11 protein-coding genes and 1 pseudogene are annotated in these 17,412 nt (G+C 38.2%); 6 read left to right on the top strand and 6 right to left on the bottom strand.

Annotated features, from left to right (window positions below):
• Window positions 1–1,424 precede the first annotated feature (1,424 nt).
• A pseudogene (locus ASU03_RS22090) lies at window positions 1,425–1,922 on the bottom strand (IS3 family transposase); the annotation flags it as partial.
• 642 nt (window positions 1,923–2,564) lie between these two features.
• On the opposite strand from ASU03_RS22090, the gene ASU03_RS09950 reads away from it, so the two are divergent.
• Window positions 2,565–3,368 (top strand): class II glutamine amidotransferase, encoded by an 804-nt coding sequence (locus ASU03_RS09950; protein ID WP_057831696.1) that lies wholly within the window; start codon window positions 2,565–2,567, stop codon window positions 3,366–3,368.
• A gap of 359 nt (window positions 3,369–3,727) precedes the next feature.
• On the opposite strand, the gene rlmF is transcribed toward ASU03_RS09950, so the two are convergent.
• From rlmF to ASU03_RS09935, 3 genes are all read right to left on the bottom strand, one after another.
• Entirely contained in the window at window positions 3,728–4,633 is a 906-nt protein-coding gene (gene rlmF, locus ASU03_RS09945) for a 23S rRNA (adenine(1618)-N(6))-methyltransferase RlmF (protein WP_057831695.1), read from the bottom strand.
• Between the two features lie 44 nt (window positions 4,634–4,677).
• The gene (locus ASU03_RS09940) at window positions 4,678–5,160 is read right to left on the bottom strand and encodes a DUF2947 domain-containing protein (protein ID WP_057831694.1); all 483 of its coding nucleotides are present in this window, start codon (window positions 5,158–5,160) and stop codon (window positions 4,678–4,680) included.
• A gap of 318 nt (window positions 5,161–5,478) precedes the next feature.
• Window positions 5,479–5,832: a hypothetical protein gene (locus ASU03_RS09935; protein WP_057832230.1), complete on the bottom strand. Its 354-nt coding sequence runs from the start codon at window positions 5,830–5,832 to the stop codon at window positions 5,479–5,481.
• Between the two features lie 361 nt (window positions 5,833–6,193).
• On the opposite strand from ASU03_RS09935, the gene ASU03_RS09930 reads away from it, so the two are divergent.
• Window positions 6,194–7,264, top strand: coding sequence for an SEL1-like repeat protein (locus ASU03_RS09930; RefSeq protein WP_057831693.1), 1,071 nt, complete (start codon window positions 6,194–6,196; stop codon window positions 7,262–7,264).
• A gap of 86 nt (window positions 7,265–7,350) precedes the next feature.
• Here the strand turns inward: ASU03_RS09930 and dinG are convergent, their stop codons facing one another.
• Window positions 7,351–9,489 (bottom strand): ATP-dependent DNA helicase DinG, encoded by a 2,139-nt coding sequence (dinG, locus tag ASU03_RS09925; RefSeq protein WP_057831692.1) that lies wholly within the window; start codon window positions 9,487–9,489, stop codon window positions 7,351–7,353.
• Between the two features lie 89 nt (window positions 9,490–9,578).
• On the opposite strand from dinG, the gene ASU03_RS09920 reads away from it, so the two are divergent.
• Both ASU03_RS09920 and ASU03_RS09915 read left to right on the top strand, forming a co-directional pair.
• Window positions 9,579–12,128 (top strand): DNA polymerase II, encoded by a 2,550-nt coding sequence (locus tag ASU03_RS09920; RefSeq protein WP_082627271.1) that lies wholly within the window; start codon window positions 9,579–9,581, stop codon window positions 12,126–12,128.
• A 178-nt stretch (window positions 12,129–12,306) separates the two neighbouring features.
• Entirely contained in the window at window positions 12,307–13,488 is a 1,182-nt protein-coding gene (locus ASU03_RS09915; RefSeq protein ID WP_082627270.1) for a cystathionine beta-lyase, read from the top strand.
• 79 nt (window positions 13,489–13,567) lie between these two features.
• Here ASU03_RS09915 and ASU03_RS09910 read toward each other — a convergent pair whose 3' ends face one another.
• Window positions 13,568–14,914, bottom strand: a complete 1,347-nt coding sequence (locus ASU03_RS09910) for an alkaline phosphatase (RefSeq protein WP_057832228.1) — start codon at window positions 14,912–14,914, stop codon at window positions 13,568–13,570.
• Window positions 14,915–15,590: 676 nt separating this feature from the next.
• On the opposite strand from ASU03_RS09910, the gene ASU03_RS09905 reads away from it, so the two are divergent.
• Entirely contained in the window at window positions 15,591–15,941 is a 351-nt protein-coding gene (locus ASU03_RS09905; RefSeq protein ID WP_057181144.1) for an HIT domain-containing protein, read from the top strand.
• 211 nt (window positions 15,942–16,152) lie between these two features.
• Window positions 16,153–17,229 carry a sensor histidine kinase gene (locus ASU03_RS09900; RefSeq protein ID WP_082627236.1) on the top strand — a complete coding sequence of 359 codons (1,077 nt, stop codon included), beginning with the start codon at window positions 16,153–16,155 and terminating at the stop codon, window positions 17,227–17,229.
• Window positions 17,230–17,412 lie beyond the last annotated feature (183 nt).

Below are 17,412 nucleotides of genomic sequence, written 5' to 3'. Positions count from 1 at the left end.
TGTTGCTTTAGCCAAGCATATTTAACTTTTAGGTGTTTGGCTGTTTTAAGAGGTTTTATATGTGTGAATTGCTAGCGATGACTCTTTAGCCTTTATTGATTAATATCAGTTAATTAATTGGGCACCAACCACAATCAAACGCACTAACAATTCATGCACTAGTAATGTTATCCCGTTTACAACCGTGGCGCTAAACAACAGGCTTGGGTATATGTGTAAATTTTCCATCGAATTTTATAATTATCCGGAGCAATTCAAAAAATAAAATCGTTATGGCTTAACAAATAACCCCCATTCTAGATATTAGTTTTGATATACCTAAAAATGCCGGTGAACGTGGGTTAACGATAGAAGAACTTTATAAGGCTTGGCACGCAAACGATTTAGCCAAAATGTCACAACTCTATGTTAAAGCCGCTTAAGTATTTAGTGGCCAAGGTGTTTGTGAATTGTATTATACCATTCTCATTAAGTTTATGATCTTGTTGTGCTCAGTAAAAATATTTCAGCATAAGGAGTTCGATTGACCAATAGCTGGCTATTGGGATTGAGAGCAACGTAGTCTTGGGGGCATTTCAACCAGCACAAGTGGGCAATAACTTAGTGAAATTGGTATTACAGTAAATTAAGCGAGTTTGATGTAGAGAAACAAATTTTTACCAAACCAAAAGACAGCATTAAAATTATAAAAAGTGGTGAACACCTGGAGCCAATTTCACCGCTGGGTAAAGAAATAATCATGAAACTGGCATTGATGAGAGACCAAGCAGGGCATATATGGCCCCACAGTGAAGATGTTAACGAGCATGCTAAATCGAACGTATCAGCGATTCACCATGATAGATATAACTACATAAATGAAAAACGCAGCCCTAAATACGTGGACAGCCATTTTTAATGGAAAAGATAATAAATAAAAAGCATAATAAATGCAATAACATAGAGAGCCTTAACACGATATTACCACTTCATTCAATAGCGCGTAATGCCCTGTAATGTTTTAATTCGTAACAATGCGTTATATTTCCCCTGTTGTATTTGTTTTTAAAGTGTACCAGGTTTGATGTACTGGTTTTTTACAGTTAATAATTGAAGGTTTCTGATAAAACCTGTAAATTATTAACTGTTTTTTTTATTAACTTTAAATTTTAAGGATTCAATGGATAATAGAATTATCCAGTGTAAATATTACTAAAATTTAAAGTATTGATCAAAAAATCACTACAAAAAAGGGAGGTAAAACTGTAACTCCTAAATCATGGCGGTAGTGGTCTTCATATACCAACTACAAAAACGGATGCTGTCACTTTGATCACAATTAGTCCTGAAGGACGATCCCCTAGGCATATATTTTTATCGATATATTTCGTGGGGATTCGTCAGTACCCAAGCCACTTCAAGATGCAGGAAACTTGCATCTGGGTATAATCTTCAACACCTTCTTTCATACCACTGCGTGTTAAATGATAAATATTTAACAGCCATTGGTTTTTAAAATCATCAAAGAATCGTTCAACAACTGCATTATCCAAACAAGCACCACGACCACCGATAGAAGCGGTAATATTATTCATCTTCAGTTGCTGCCCAAATCGATGGCTAGTATATTGAGAGCCTCGTTCACTGTGAAATATCAAGCCAACGGCCATTTGCTTATGGATTGACCAACCGATATTACGGCAAGAGTATAAATCCATAACAATCACTAAGTACATCCAGCCTTGCCCCGTTCTGAGATACGTCACCTCGCCAGCCAAAATTTTATTTACTTGTTTTGGGTTGAATTTCTGGTCGACTATATTGTCTGCAACACTATGGCTATGCTTGTGCATCGTTGTTATTTTATAAGCAATGCGCTGTTTAACGTGTAAACCAAGTTTATTCCTCAAACGAATAACTTTATCTCGGCCAACCTCAAAGCCTTATTTACGGAGTTTTATCAACTGACTGCGTTCGTCACCACTTTAAATATCACCCACTTGTTTTTCTTTAAACTGTTGTTTCCAGCCATAAAGTAAATTTGATCTGATCCCTAAAGACTGTGTTGCATCAGGAACTGTGTAGCCTAGCTCAATTTTCATTTTTTGATCTGATTTAATGGGCGCATTAAAGTTATTGATAGGTTAAAAACCGCTATAGTTGCTTTAGATTACTTATTACTTGGTAGTAAAAATAAAAGCACAGACAACATGCCCCTTGAAAGCTTAAAGCAGATTCAAGTGAAATCGGCAGTGCTAGTAAAAGTGCAGGGCGGTAAAGGTATGGCTTGGCAGTGATGGTTTAAATGTGGTGAAAGTGTTGCTTGATTTGATTGATTTAGTCGGTGAAGTAGCGCTTACCTTAAGTACCTCACGGGCCCCACACAAAAAACCGCTGTTTTCACTAGCCAGAACGCCAGTGCCGTTAAGTTATCTAGTGACTTAAAGCCAATTACAGATTAATATTAATAAAAGCTAAACGGATTTTTGATCCGTTTAGCTTTTTATTTTATATAAGGCCTCTGTTGGCGTGATAGTTGATTTAAGTTCTATGTATACATTTGATTAATAAGGGATATTTTATTTATGTGTGAACTCCTAGCAATGAGTGCCAATGTGCCAACAGATATCTGTTTTAGTTTTAGTGGTTTAATGCAGCGTGGTGGTAATACTGGGCCGCACAGTGATGGTTGGGGAGTCACTTTTTATGAAGGCAAGGGGTGTCGAAGCTTTAAAGATCCCATGCCTAGTGCACATTCGCCTATCGCCGAGCTGGTTACTAAATACCCGATGAAGAGTGAAGCGGTAGTTTGCCATATCAGACAAGCTAATTCTGGCGCTGTATGTCTTGAAAATACCCACCCGTTTGTTCGCCAGATGTGGGGGAGAAATTGGACTTATGCACATAATGGTCAGTTAAAAGACTTTAATAGTGAGCTGCCAATTCACTTTCATTTACCCGTTGGTACCACGGATAGTGAACATGCTTTTTGTTGGATACTTGATCAATTACACTTAGAGTTTGGTGCTAAACAGGTAGAGGCTAAAACATTATTTGGCTTTATCGCTGCACTTACGGCAAAACTTGATAAGCTTGGCGTTGCCAATATTATTATTACTGATGGTGAATACATGTTCGTGTATTGCTCTACTAACTTACATTGGCTCACTCGTAAAGCTCCCTTTGGTCAAGCAAGTCTTATTGATGCAGAAATGGCGGTCGATTTTAAAAAAGAAACCACCAGTAATGATATTGTCACTGTTATTGCGACAAAACCGCTCACCGGTGATGAAACCTGGCATAAAATGGCGCCAGGGCAATGGCTGTTATTTTGCTTGGGAGAGTTGGTTACGGGTGGTCTTGCTAGTACAGATAAAGAAAATGCTTAGGGGGCTAGAATGCCCCTAAATGGCCGTATATTTTAAATTTAACCACGCTATTGCAGCTGAAACTCGTAACTGGAACTAGTCCACTAGCGTTCCGTTGCTCTGCCTCGGCTATAATTAAAATTATTGCGCTAAAAGTAATCTCGAAAGAGCAAGCGCTTTTAGTCGTTTGGCTTAAGTACAGAGTAATACCAATTTCATTTAATTATCGCTCACTTGTGCGGGTTAAAATACGCCATGTCAGCGTTGCTCTCAATCCCAATAGCTCGCTATTGCTCAATCGAGCGTCTTGCCCTGATTTATTTTCCCTATGCACAACAAGATCACAAACTTAATAAAAGTGGTATAAGTGTCTTATTAGGTTAACTAATATCATAAAAACTCCAAGCAATAAAGCGACTGATCTTTTGCCCTTGATCCATTTTAATCACTTTGATTTGTTTTACTTGCGCTTTTTTTAAATAGAGCTTGAGTTTTGACAGGTGTTCTTTTTTCGAGACTAAACAGGTAAACCAAAGTACCTGTTGCTGATAATTTTTACTTTCCTTAATCATTTTATCAATAAAGGCTAATTCACCACCTGGACACCATAGTTCAGCTTTTTGTCCGCCAAAATTTAGTTTTTCTGTGTGCTTTTTTGAGGGGGTGTTAGCTTTATTCAAATTTCGCCATTTTCGCTTAGTGCCCTGACTTGCTTCAGCTAAAGAACGATGAAATGGCGGGTTACATAGGGTTAGATGATAAAAGTCATCTTCAGCGATAATGCCATTAAAGATATGATTGCTATTGGGTTGTAAACGACAGCTAATCGCTTGGTTGAGTGTTTTATCAGCTGATATTATCTGTTTTGCCACCTTGATTGAAATGGGGTCAATATCAGAGGCGACAAAATGCCAGCCGTATACTCTTTGCCCTAAAATAGGGTAAATGCAACTTGCTCCTGTGCCTATATCGAGCACTTTAACAGGTTTCTTATCAACTAAGCGTGTTGTTGGCGTTGTCGCGAGTAAGTCATTGAGGTGGTGAATATAGTCAACTCTTCCTGGGACAGCGGGACATAGGTAACCATCTGGTATATCCCAGAAGCTAATATGATAGTCACTTTTTAATAAAGCTAAATTAAGTGATTTAATTGCCAATGGATTAGCAAAATCGATGGTATCTTGATTATTATATTTATTCTTTATAATAAAAGGTGATAATTCAGGATGTTTTTTAACTAAAACCGTAAAATTATAACCTTGTTTATGGCGATTTTTTTTATGCAAAGTAGGACCGTTAGAATATAAAGATGATTTGAATAGCAGGCTGCTTAAAAAATATTTGGTTTTTGGCCAACTTTAAAATAGCCATTACTGGTAAATTGCACGACTTGTTGACGTTTTTTACCCAGCAAAATAGGGCCATCATCCATAAATAAAAAGTTTTTCCAACAACGTTTGAATATTAACCAATTTGTCTCTATGACATTATCTCGTGAATTACAGAAGTAGACCACGGTATTTTGATCCCAGTCTAGATGATTGTCGATTAACTCAGGTAGTGCTGGGTCATTGCTGTCCCAAAGCCCCTCCCATTTTCCTTGCTCTAACCAGTTGCTATTATCGGAGGGCCAATCGCCTTTTTTGAAAAAGTCTGGGTGATCAACTTGGCGTGAAATAAAGGTGTCCCATACTATATTGGCACGTTCAATACTCATAGGTTTTATTTTTGCTAAATCAGACTCAGCAATAGGTAAACTCTTATGCTTGAAAATCCAAGCATTTTTTAAACTTTCTAGTGGCAGGTAATTCATTAACAATACTCAAAAAGGGAAACAAGGTAATTATACCCAGCAATAGCGAAATAAAAAAGCGATAGATAAAGTAACATATTGTCAGGTGTCTCAATGGCACAATAATAGTCATGGTAGGGATTACATTAACGCTGGGCGAGAGGGTGTTGATGCGAACATGTAGCGTTTATCACTTGCTGTAATATGCAGACAAAAATTTAACCTAAATAAAAACTTGCTAGCTAGTTGCAAAAGGGCCAGTTGAGGTGGTAACTGGCCTTTTTGTTGCTACTGAGACCTTAAAAAAGCAAAAAACAGTTGAACTTTACTTTACCGGTTTTATTCGCTGATATTATCGGGCTTGTTTTTTTTTGCAATTCGATAGGCGTCAAAAGCGGAAAGTCCCCAGATAGCTAACATGACATAACCCATAGTTGTTAGCTGAGGATTTTCTAATACGCCTTGGTCAATCAATGCTTGTCGGATTGCAGCAACATCAAGAGAAACCTCTCCTCGCATAATACTGTCAATGACTTGCTGACTCTTAGTAAACATCTCATTGACAAAGCCCAATAGTAGGTATGAAAAGCTAGCAATAAACCCTAAGGCTATGGCATATTTTTTTAATAGTAAATGTCCAACGCCAGGGAATACAAGTAATGATAATAAGGTAACTTTAATTGTTTTTTTCATGTGCATACTGTAAATAAGACAAGTGAGGTAATAGGCATCTTATCCTGATAAGTCAAGTTAGGCTAATACAAAATAATAGCTGCTAAGTTAGTAAAGAGAGGGGATTTTTTTTAACTATTTTGGCACAATAATCAAACGATTGTTTTAATTGCAGTAAAATCAGTAAAAATTCAGCATTAAATATAATAAACCCAGATGCTTGCGTTGTGAATTAAAGTCACGGGTACGGGACATCTAAGTGTCATATTGATGTGGTTCTGGTTTAGCCATGCAAATGTTAAATCAAAGTAATATAAAATTAACGCTTGTTTAATTTATGTTCAAATGGTATTAATTATGAAAATAAAAATAAGGAGCGGTTATGCCACAAGCAGCAGTTCGCCAATATGAGGAAGATGGAGTTTTGCCCGAAGCAGCAGTTGAGCAACAGGCTGTATCAGAAGCAGAATCTGAAGAAACATTAGCTAGTGCCGATTCTCCAAGCGCGGAAGATAAACAAGATGAATCCTATTACCATTATACTTTAGATACTAAGGATCCCGATCCTTGGCTGACCAGGCATAGAAGAAAAATAATCGCTGTGGTTGTTTTTGCTGCAGTTGCGCTAGCGGTTAGTATTTTGTATAAAAATTATCTATCAAGCGAGCAAACAAAAACAATTGTCGCTGCGCCGCAATTGAATGATCTTTATTATATCGATTTCCGAGTCATTGAAGATAACCTTCGCCCCGCGGAAAAATTTCGTATGGCGAAAGTTAAAGATATTACCGGCGATGTAGTCACGCTTAACTTTAGTAGCTTTTTTTATCCACAAGAGCATGAGTTGAATGAAACGATACGTTATGCGCTACTGAGGTCTGATAGTTTTTTCCAAGAAAAGCGTCATAATTATAAGATTGCAGAATTACAAGGAATGATCGCTTCAGGTGCTATCCTTTTAGCTCGTCGCCCAGAAAATAATATCCTTGATGGTAATGTAGTTGTCCCAGATTCACATTTTGAATCGACCTCGGTATTTATTCCAGGTAAAAAAGAAAACTTTATTGGCTTAGAGTATTTAAAGTTTGCTCAAAGCGGTAGTGAATCAGCACTAGCAATAGCATTAGTGAAGGTTCAAGAGTCTGCAGACCTTGGCTTTGCTCAAGGTCAAGTCAATCTTGCTCAAATGTACCTTACCGGCACAGCGGTACGGAAAAGTTTACCTGCAGCGCTGGTTTGGTTTAAAAAAGCCTCTTTGCAAGCCTATGAGCCAGCAATATTAAAATATGCCATCGTTTGTCAACAAGTTAAAAGTTGTGCTATAGCCGATTTTTACCAAGAGGTAGTTAAAGCGGGAGTGAATATTGACTTTACTAAACAAGTCGATATTAGAGCGACAACAAAGGCTTTTGCTAAAGCATTAGAATATGCTCGAGGTAATAAAGAGTATTAAATACCCGTTAAAGGCTTAAAATTTTATTTAAGCCTTTAACGGTGTACAGGACCGTTTATTAAAATAACAGTCAAAATTAGCTTAAATTATCTTTCATACACTCGGCTAAAAGGCGGCAAAGAGTCGAGTATTTGCTTACCATAGCGTTTGGTTACTACACGTTTATCCAGTAAGGTTATAATACCTTTATCTCTTTCATTTCGTAATAAACGACCACAAGCTTGTACCAATTTTTTCGCTGTATCAGGTACAGATAAGGTCATAAACGGGTTACCACCTTTAGCGGTAATATATTCAGCTTGAGCTTGTTCAACTGGCGACGTTGGCACCGAAAATGGCAGTTTGGTGATAATTAAGTTAGTAAGGTAGTTTCCAGGTAAATCTAGCCCCTCTGAAAAGCTTTGTGTACCAAAAATAATACTTTCTTTGTTATTATCGCAACGTTTTTTATGCTGTATTATTATTTGTTGTCGGGATAATTCGCCTTGCACCATGATTTCAATATCACTTTCATCCCTGAGTGCTTGTGCGACCTTATTCATTTGCCAATAGGAAGAGAATAGCACCAAGCTGGCACTTCCTTGGGCAAGGTATTTTGGTAATTTAGCAATTAATTCATCAGTGAACTCTTGTGCGCTGGCTTCATTTTCCATATTAGCGATAACTAATTTAGCGTTATTCTGGTAATCAAAAGGGGAGTCAACGTGTTGATATTGACTGCCATCATTATTTTTTAAACCCACTTGAAAGCGAAAGTGGTCGAAGGAATTTAAGGCACGTAAGGTTGCTGAGCATAATACGGCACCTTCACATTTGCTCCACAGCATATCTTCTAAGGTAAAACCTACTTCGATAGGGGATGCGCTTAATAGGTAATCATGACGCTTAGAGGTCAGTTTCTGTAACCAACGAGCCATAGGGGCTGCTTTTTCACTATCGGTTTTAGCATACATAAACCATAGGGCTTGTAAGTTGTCTAAACGTTGCAACATAAAGCCAGCTTCAGCCAATAATGGCTCGGCTAAATACAGTTGGGTATCGCCATCTTTTACCGATTCAATAAGTCCGTTATAGAGTTTATTTAAATGGGCTAATGATTTTTTACTTAAGCCTTGTAAATCTTCAGCCCAGGTTTTTAATGTTTGTGGAATGATGCCATTTTCAAATCGATACACTTGTTCATCATGTTGCGATTTTTTAGTAAATTTATTATTCTGGGATAATGAATCATTTTCTTGAAAATAAGTATTGGCATTAGCGTCAATGAAATTAACTACTTTTTGCATTTCCATGAGTAAATCTTGACAGTCATCGCCTAATTTAGCCGCCGGAGAAATAGCACTTTGTGACTTAATCAATTTAGCCATTTTATCGCCAGTTTCTGCGAGTTTAGTTAACCACTCAATTGAGCCTTTTAGGCTAATACTGGCACTGGAAAAATCACGGGTTACCTTGGCTAGGTGGTGCGCTTCGTCAATGATATAATAGGTATCTTCTGGTGATGACAGTATTCTACCGCCACCGAGCTCAAGATCGGCTAATAATAAACTATGATTGATCACTAAAACATGAGCTTGGTCCATGGTTTCACGTGCTTTGTGAAAAGGACAGTGACTATGCTCAGCTAAATGTTTTAAACAGCTATGTTTATCACTTTGTACCTGCTGCCAAATATGTTGAGGTAGCTGGGTTTTCCAAGAGTCAATATCGCCTAACCAGGAGCCATCAACAAGAGCCTTGTGCATGGCATTGAGTGTGCGAACATCTTTTGCATCGGGCTTTTCTGCAAAAGTAAAACCAACTTGAGCTGGTTCATTATCTAAGCCAGTGGTCACCGCTTGGCTTAATTTTTGTCGACAGACATAGCGTTGTCTGCCCTTGACTAAAGTAAATTCAAAATTTAAGCCCGAGTGTTTTTTAAAAAAAGGCAGATCTTTGTCGACTAATTGTTCTTGTAAGGCGACAGTGGCCGTTGAAATACAAACCTTTTTATCTCGATCAAGCGCTAGGGGAATTGCGCCTAGGCAATAAGCGAGGGATTTTCCTGTACCTGTGCCAGCTTCAATAGTAATTATCTTTCTATCTTTACTGTATTCACCTGCTAGAGTTTTCGCTATTTCGGCAATCAGTAAAGTTTGTTGTTTACGAGGATTAAAGTGAGTTAAGTTGTCGCCGATGGCTTTATAGGCTTGGCGAATAGCTTGTTTTAACTTATCAGATAACATTGTTACTAGTTTCCAAAAAACAGGATATCGGTTACACTGCTGTATATATTAACAGGTTTAAGCGCTTCACACGAAAAAAATACCAAAAAATGGCAACTTTTAACAACATCAATATCAATAGCGGCTTTCTACTTACCCGCCAAGTGCAAGATAGCGCCAGTGGTTTGCAAGTTACCCTTTGGCTGAAAAGTAGCTCTGGCCCAGTTAAACTGCAAATAAAGCATGAACTCGCTGTTTTTTTTGTTGAACATCATCAATTAGAAATTGCTCAAGGTATATTGACTGCCCAAGATATTCCTTTAGCAAAATCTCAACAATTATCATTAAAAACCTTTGCTCAGCAAAAGGTTGCTGCCCTGTATTTTAACTCTATGCGCAGTTTTTATCGTGCTAGAGAGGCCTTAAAAGCTAAACAAATAAAATGTTATGAAGATGATATTCGCCCCGACGACAGATTCTTAATGGAGCGCCATATTACTGCAGATATTACTTATGTAAGTGATGTTATTACTAAAGGGCTAGGTGATTATATTGATGGTAAGCAAAGTAATGACAGCGATAAAGCTTCTCAGGGTTACCAATTAATTACACAAGCCAGGTGTAAGCGCGCTACAGCACAAAGTGACATTAGCCTTACTATGCTCTCTATAGATATCGAATGCTCTATGCAAGGGCAGCTATACTCCATTGGTTTGTACGCCTGTAATACTAATACCTCGGCTAGTAAAGATGAATTTAAACGGGTCTTAATGATTGGTGAGCCACAAGCAACGAGCGAAAATTATATTCAATGGCTAAAAGATGAAAAACAGCTATTGCAGCAATTTATTGTGGCAGTGAATGTATTTGATGCCGATATTCTTATTGGTTGGAATGTCATCAATTTTGATTTTATCTTATTACAAAAACGTTGTGACTTATATGGTATTGAGTTTGCTATTGGCCGTGATGGTAGTAGTCCTAATTGGCGTAAAAATGCGAATAACCCTGAGCAAAATTTTATTGAAATAGCAGGTCGTGTTGTCCTTGATGGCATAGATTTGTTGAAAAGTGCAACTTATAGTTTTGCTAGTTTTTCACTTGATAATGTCGCCCATAATCTACTTGGCTTGGGTAAAAAGGTGGTTGATGTTGATAATAGAGTAGAAGAGATCACCGACAATTTTAACCATAACAAACCAGCACTGGCCGCTTATAACTTAGAAGATTGCCGCTTAGTTTGGCTTATTTTTGAAAAAACTCAGTTACTGGCTTTTGCCCAGCTAAGGGCGCAACTTACGGGTTTAGCCATTGATAGAATAGGTGGCTCTGTGGCGGCATTTACCAATCTTTACTTACCTAAGTTGCATCGCAGTGGTTATATCGCCCCTAATATGGGGGATGGTGACTCTGGTCTAGTATCTCCTGGTGGCTATGTTATGGATTCAATACCTGGCCTGTATGAAAATGTTTTGGTACTTGATTTTAAGTCGTTATATCCATCTATAATACGCACCTTTAAAATTGATCCCATGGGCTTAATTGAAGGTCTTGAAGAGGTTCGTGCGCTGAAGTCAGTGAAAGAAAAGGACGGGCATTTGCATCAAGATAACCGTCTTCGTGTTATCAAGGGCTTTGATGGCGCTTATTTTTCCAGAGACGCGCACTTTTTACCTGATATCATCGAGACCCTGTGGTTAGAGCGAGATAAAGCTAAATTACAAAAAAATGCCGCTTTATCACAAGCCATTAAAATTATTATGAACAGTTTTTATGGTGTTTTAGGCTCTAGCGGTTGTCGGTTTTTTGATCCCCGACTTTCGGGCTCTATTACCAAACGAAGCCATGAAATCTTAAAGAAAACCAGTCACTGGATCACAGCAAAAGGCTATAAAGTCATCTACGGTGATACCGACTCCCTTTTTGTTTATATCGGTGCCGATAAATCAAAGCAGCAGGCAAAGCAAATAGGCCTTGAGTTACAAAAATTTATTAATGATAAATGGCAATATACCCTGCAACAAGAATTTAAAATCACTAGCCAATTAGAAATCGAATTTGAAACCCATTTTACACAATTTTTAATGCCTAAAATACGTGGCTTTAATACCGGTAAAAACGCCAGTAAAAATACCGGCAAAGGTCAAAATGATATTGGTACTAAAAAGCGTTATGCCGGTATTGCTAATGGTGTGATGATCTTTAAAGGCTTGGAAACAGTGAGAAGTGATTGGACTGAGTTAAGCAAAGACTTCCAACAAGAGCTTTATCGGTTAGTGTTTAACGATGAGCCCATTGATGAATATATTAAAATGATAGTGGCTAATTTGAAGCATGGCCACTATGACAATAAATTGATTTATCAGAAAAAAATTCGACGAAAGCTCAGTGATTACGTTAATACACCGCCTCATATTAAAGCGGCACTGATTGCCAATAAAAAGTTAACAGCGCAGGGCAAGGAGCAACAATATAAACATAGGAGTACAATTAGGTATGTAATTACGCTAGAGGGGGTCCAGCCCTTAGAGTTTAACGACAGTAAACTTGATTATGATTTTTATGTGGAGAAACAACTTAAGCCAATAGCAGATGATATTTTACCCTTTATTGGCCGAGACTTTGAGTCGATTGCTGGTGACCAGTTGGGTCTTTTTTGACGATTATTTAATGGCTGCTATGTTTTTTTATTTTAATTACATTTATTTTCAATTTTTATTAACAATTTCTAGTCAGTAAGCTTTAATCAGGTTATAAATGCTTTATCATTATTTAGATGGCTAGATAGCTGGAATTAATCTTTATGCGCTTAGCTAAGCCCCTTTGATGGAAGTTGATATGAAACATGATACTAAAATAGTAAAAGCTGGACGAAACGCAAAATGGACTAAGGGTGTGGTCAATCCTGCAATTACCCGGGCATCAACGGTTGTTTTTGATACGGTTGCCGAAATGAATCATGCCGTTGCCAATCGACATAATCAAACCATGGTTTATGGCCGTCGTGGCACCACCACAGCTTTTGCTTTTAGTGAGGCCATGACCGAGTTAGAGGGCGGTGCTGGTTGTGCATTATACCCATCGGGTACTGCTGCTATTACCAATGCTATCCTAGCTTTTATCCAGCAAGGTGATCATATTTTAATGGTGGATACTGCTTATGAGCCTACCCGGGATTATTGTGATAAAATATTAGCTAAAATAGGGGTTAGTACCACCTATTATGATCCTATGATCGGTGCTGGTATTGAAGCTCTGATCCAAGATAATACCCGTATTGTTTTCTTAGAATCTCCCGGCTCAATTACCATGGAAGTACAGGATGTGCCGAGCATCAGTGCTGTTGCCCATAAACATGGCTGTATTGTTATGCTTGATAATACTTGGGGCGCTGGCATTAACTTTAAACCGTTTGATTATGGTGTAGATATTAGCGTGCAAGCGGCGACTAAATATATTGTTGGTCACTCTGATGTTATGCTGGGTACCGCAACGGCAGTAGAAAAACATTGGCCGCAACTTCGTGATTACAGTTATTTAATGGGTCAGTGTACTTCCCCAGATGACTTATACCTAGCGTTGCGTGGTATTCGTACCCTAGTAGTTAGATTAAAGCAACATCAACAAAGTGCAATTACCGTTGCTCATTGGTTAACGGCACGACCAGAAGTCGCTAAAATTTTACATCCCGCTTTTGCGTCTTGTCCAGGGCATGAGTTTTTTAAGCGGGATTTTTCTGGCTCGAATGGCTTGTTTTCATTTGTACTTAATTGCGGTAACAAAGTCGCATTAACCGCATTTTTGGATGGTTTAGAGCACTTTAAACTGGGCTATTCATGGGGCGGTTTTGAAAGTTTAATTTTGGGTTTTAGTAATGTAAATTCTATTCGTAGTGCCACTAGCTTTGATTGCGAGTTCCCATTAATTCGCCTCCATATTGGCTTAGAAGATGTTGAAGACTTAATCAGTGATCTTGAAAGTGGTTTTGAACGATTTAATAAAGTTCTAGCTGATAGTTAAGCGTATTTAATAAAGACTTACTGACAAATAAGTACACTATATTTCGTGCTTATTTGTCAGCTATGTATATTTAGTTACCTTATTTACCTAATAAGGTAAATATCTTTTTAGCAATATCGGTATTGTCTAATTGGCCGCTAAACTGCTCACTTTGCTTGCCAAAAGCAAATACTGGCACATCAATGGCAGTATGGCCTGTTGTGGTCCAGCCAGTATTGGTACGTTTATCAATGATAGTCAAAATTTCCTGGCGATAGAATTCTTTAAGTTCTGGCGCTTTTTGTGCTGTTTTTTCTGTAGCGCTTAACAACAAGTGCAGTGTTGTCGCTTGCTGGTAACTAGCGTTCACCTGAATTATTTGTTGGAATTCTTGGGTGTTTAAGTCAAAGTTTAGCCACTGATTGATTTCCTGAAGATTTAGCTGGTCGTTAGCGACAATATTTTTCGCTATTGTTGCTGGTGAATGCTGCATGGTACGTAATATTTCAGGATTCCAGCGATAGTCTTTATTGGCCGCCAAGGTCAAGCCACCAGTACTGTGATCCGCGGTTAATACCACTAAGGTATCAGGGTTCTCTGCAACGAATGATTCTAAATATTCCATCACTTTGGCCAAGTCATCCATTTCATGCATGGCAGTCGCGATATTATTATCATGTCCGCCCCAGTCAATTTGGCTAGCTTCAACTAATAGAAAAAAGCCAGCCTCGTTTTTCAGTTGCTTAGTCGCAGCCTTGGTTAAAGGTGTTAGTCGGTGTTTATTACTGTCATCAAGCGCCCAAGGCAAGCCAAGGTCGGAAAATAAGCCGATGACAGGTTTATCGTGAACTAATTCAGTTAACTGGCTGTAACTATCAATGTATTGAAAACCTGCTTGTTTAAATTCATTAACGATATTTCTATCGTCGCGAATATAGTTTTTCCAGCCACCACCAAAGTAGACATCAGCTATGATGCCATTATCGATATAGCTATTTGCCAGTTGGTCATAGTTTCGGCGACTTTCATTATGTGATAAATATGAGGCAGGTGTGGCATGATTAATACGCGAAGTTACCACTACGCCGGTCTTCTTACCCTGTTGTTTAGCCCATTCAAGTACCGTTAGTAACGGTTTTTTATTTATATCAACACTAATGGCGCCATTATAGGTCTTTATGCCAGTTGCTAGTGCTGTAGCCGCTGCAGCCGAGTCGGTCACATAACCTGAAACAGGTGCCGGGTAAGTACTGGCGAGACCTTTTAAATGTCTGTCAAAAACTGTTTGCTCTATTTCATCCGTTGCTGGATTATCATTAAAATACCGATAGGCCGAGGTGTACGCTGGTCCCATGCCATCGGCAACAACCATAATGATATTTTTAGGTAAATCTACTTGCTTTACTTGACCCTGCTGCTTCATATCTGTAGCAGTTGCATTATTCATAGTTAGAGCAACAGCACTTAATAAGGTCAGTGTAGAGAAAAACGAGGTATACTTTTTAGCACTAAACATAGGGCACCTGAGCATGTGAAAATGTGTAATTCTAAACAGTCACCTTGGCTTTGTCTATCTAATGACAGTAAGTAAGCTATCATTAGATATCTAGGAAAAACAGAGCCTTATTATTTTCAGCCGGACTACACTTCGGCTGAAATTTGTTTAGTCAGATAAAAATAGGCATTTACCGCTATGAGCATTGAAAAAATGTACCTAATCGAAGCCATTAACATCAAAGCAAGCAAAAATTTCAACGTGGAAAAAGTTAAGCCGAGCCGATGTAGCCGTGGTCACTACTGAGTTTAGCGCAATCGTTACGCTGAGCTTGATAAATAATGAAGGTCGGTCACCATTTTAGGGCAGACCATCTCTGATGGCCGGTTAAATTAAGCATGCTCGCTGACCATAAGGTTTGCACTCTGCCGGACTTGCTAAAGCACAGTTTATATCACAAAGCAGGGATTAATATCCATGCCAGCCTTAATAAACAATATGCATGTTATCGCTAGCTTAACTAGCGTGTTGCTTAAGGTTAATAAACTACAGTAAAGAGTGATTTATATTTATATAAAGGTAAACTAGTCAATAAAATGTTTAGTAATTGACAAAGGAAATAATCACCATGACTGAAGAAACTATTTTTTCGAAGATTATACGACAAGAAATCCCCACGCCTTTATTATATCAAGATGACTTAGTGACCGCTTTTAGAGATATATCGCCACGTGTTGATAGTCATATTTTAATTGTGCCCAATAAGCACATTGCCACTATTAATGATGTCACTAGTGAGGACGAATTAACTTTAGGGCGTATGATTACTGTTGCCAAAAAGCTTGCTAAAGAAGAGGGCATTGATGAGGATGGCTACCGTTTAATTATCAATTGTAACAGTGATGGCGGTCAAGAGGTTTACCACATTCATATGCATTTATTAGGTGGGCAACCATTGGGGCCATTGCTTTGCTGTTAAGTTTATCTTGGGGGAAAGTCAAATAGACTCTGTTAGATGGCCTGTTAATCGCTGATAACCTACCTTTGGCGCTAATGGCTACTATATTGTCTTCGCCTAAGATAATAGCTTGATTATCTTAGTTACTATGCGATAAGTCGCTAGTTTACTAAGGTCAAAGGCAATGAAATCATTTAATTATTAGCGCATACTTCCTTATAGCATCCTTTAAATGGTTACGTTTGTGAATTGGAAAGAATTACTAGAAAATAGAAATCGTTTGTTTTGGCTGGTCCATACTGCTGGTTGGTTTGGCTTTGCTTTTGTGCATTATCTTGGCTCATTACAGCATGATTTGCGTGATATATTTGTGGTAATTATTTTTCTTAACGCTTACGCTGGATGGTTGTTTACCGTACCCCTTCGCTATATTTATCAAAAAGCGTGGAACTTTCCGCCCATTAAAATTGCTTTGGTGGTGATACTTTCATCTTATTTTACCGGTGTATTATGGCAAATAGTTAAAAATATTAACTATTGGGAAATATACAAACACGGTTATGAGCCAGAATTTTGGTATATGTATACCCGTTCCACGTTAGGCTCTTTTTACATTATTTTAAGTTGGAGCGGCTTATACTTTGGTAGTAAATACTATCAAATGCTGCAAATAGAAAAGCAAAATGTCCTTAAAGCGAATGCTGTGGCACATCAAGCCCAGTTAAAAATGTTGCGCTATCAATTGAACCCTCATTTTTTGTTTAATACCCTCAATGCTATTTCAACGCTTATTTTGGTGGCAGAAAATAAAACCGCTAACTCTATGGTCACTAAACTCAGTGAATTTCTCCGTTACTCCTTAGATAAAGATCCGATGAAAAAGGTCAGTTTACAAACAGAAATACAAGCCTTACAACTATACTTGGCAATAGAGCAAGTACGTTTCGAAGATAGATTACAGTTAGATTTTCATATAAACGAGGATTGCCAAGCTGCGTTAGTGCCCAGTATGATTTTACAGCCATTAGCTGAAAATGCGATAAAACATGCTATTGCCGTACAAGAGCAGGGGGGACGCATTACCATTTCGGTACAGCGCTTTGCTGACGACTTATTAATTGAAATAGCTGATAGTGGTCCAGGAGCTGACATTGTTGATGGCAACTTACACCGAGAACGTGGTGTCGGTTTAGTGAATACCCGCGAGCGCTTGCAAGCTTTATATCATGAAAAGTTTTCGTTAGTTGTTTCCCATAACCAACCGACAGGTGTTAAAATAAGTATACGTATGCCATTTGAACTAAATTAACAATAAAGTATAGCCAACTTCACTTAGTTATACCTGTTACCATTCAAAGTGCTCGATTTAGTGGGAATTAAAAGGGCTTTAGGCAAGGGAAATAATTGAAGCATAGTCATTTTATTTAACGTGCTATAAAGTCATTTTAAACCCATCGAAGAAGCGGTTGAGCAACATCACTTCATCGTTGCG

The sequence above is a fragment of the Colwellia sp. TT2012 genome, from assembly GCF_001440345.1.
In the GTDB taxonomy this organism is placed as follows: domain Bacteria; phylum Pseudomonadota; class Gammaproteobacteria; order Enterobacterales; family Alteromonadaceae; genus Colwellia.
Note: the sequence above shows the minus strand (reverse complement) of the source record. Positions and strands in the feature narration are given on the sequence as shown.

Coding starts and splice junctions, on each gene's coding strand:
- ASU03_RS09950 (WP_057831696.1), top strand. CDS start 2,565: ATGTGTGAACTCCTAGCAATGAGTGCCAATGTGCCAACAGATATCTGT.
- ASU03_RS09940 (WP_057831694.1), bottom strand. CDS start 5,160: ATGAATTACCTGCCACTAGAAAGTTTAAAAAATGCTTGGATTTTCAAG.
- ASU03_RS09935 (WP_057832230.1), bottom strand. CDS start 5,832: ATGAAAAAAACAATTAAAGTTACCTTATTATCATTACTTGTATTCCCT.
- ASU03_RS09930 (WP_057831693.1), top strand. CDS start 6,194: ATGCCACAAGCAGCAGTTCGCCAATATGAGGAAGATGGAGTTTTGCCC.
- dinG (WP_057831692.1), bottom strand. CDS start 9,489: ATGTTATCTGATAAGTTAAAACAAGCTATTCGCCAAGCCTATAAAGCC.
- ASU03_RS09920 (WP_082627271.1), top strand. CDS start 9,579: ATGGCAACTTTTAACAACATCAATATCAATAGCGGCTTTCTACTTACC.
- ASU03_RS09915 (WP_082627270.1), top strand. CDS start 12,307: ATGAAACATGATACTAAAATAGTAAAAGCTGGACGAAACGCAAAATGG.
- ASU03_RS09910 (WP_057832228.1), bottom strand. CDS start 14,914: ATGAATAATGCAACTGCTACAGATATGAAGCAGCAGGGTCAAGTAAAG.
- ASU03_RS09905 (WP_057181144.1), top strand. CDS start 15,591: ATGACTGAAGAAACTATTTTTTCGAAGATTATACGACAAGAAATCCCC.
- ASU03_RS09900 (WP_082627236.1), top strand. CDS start 16,153: ATGGTTACGTTTGTGAATTGGAAAGAATTACTAGAAAATAGAAATCGT.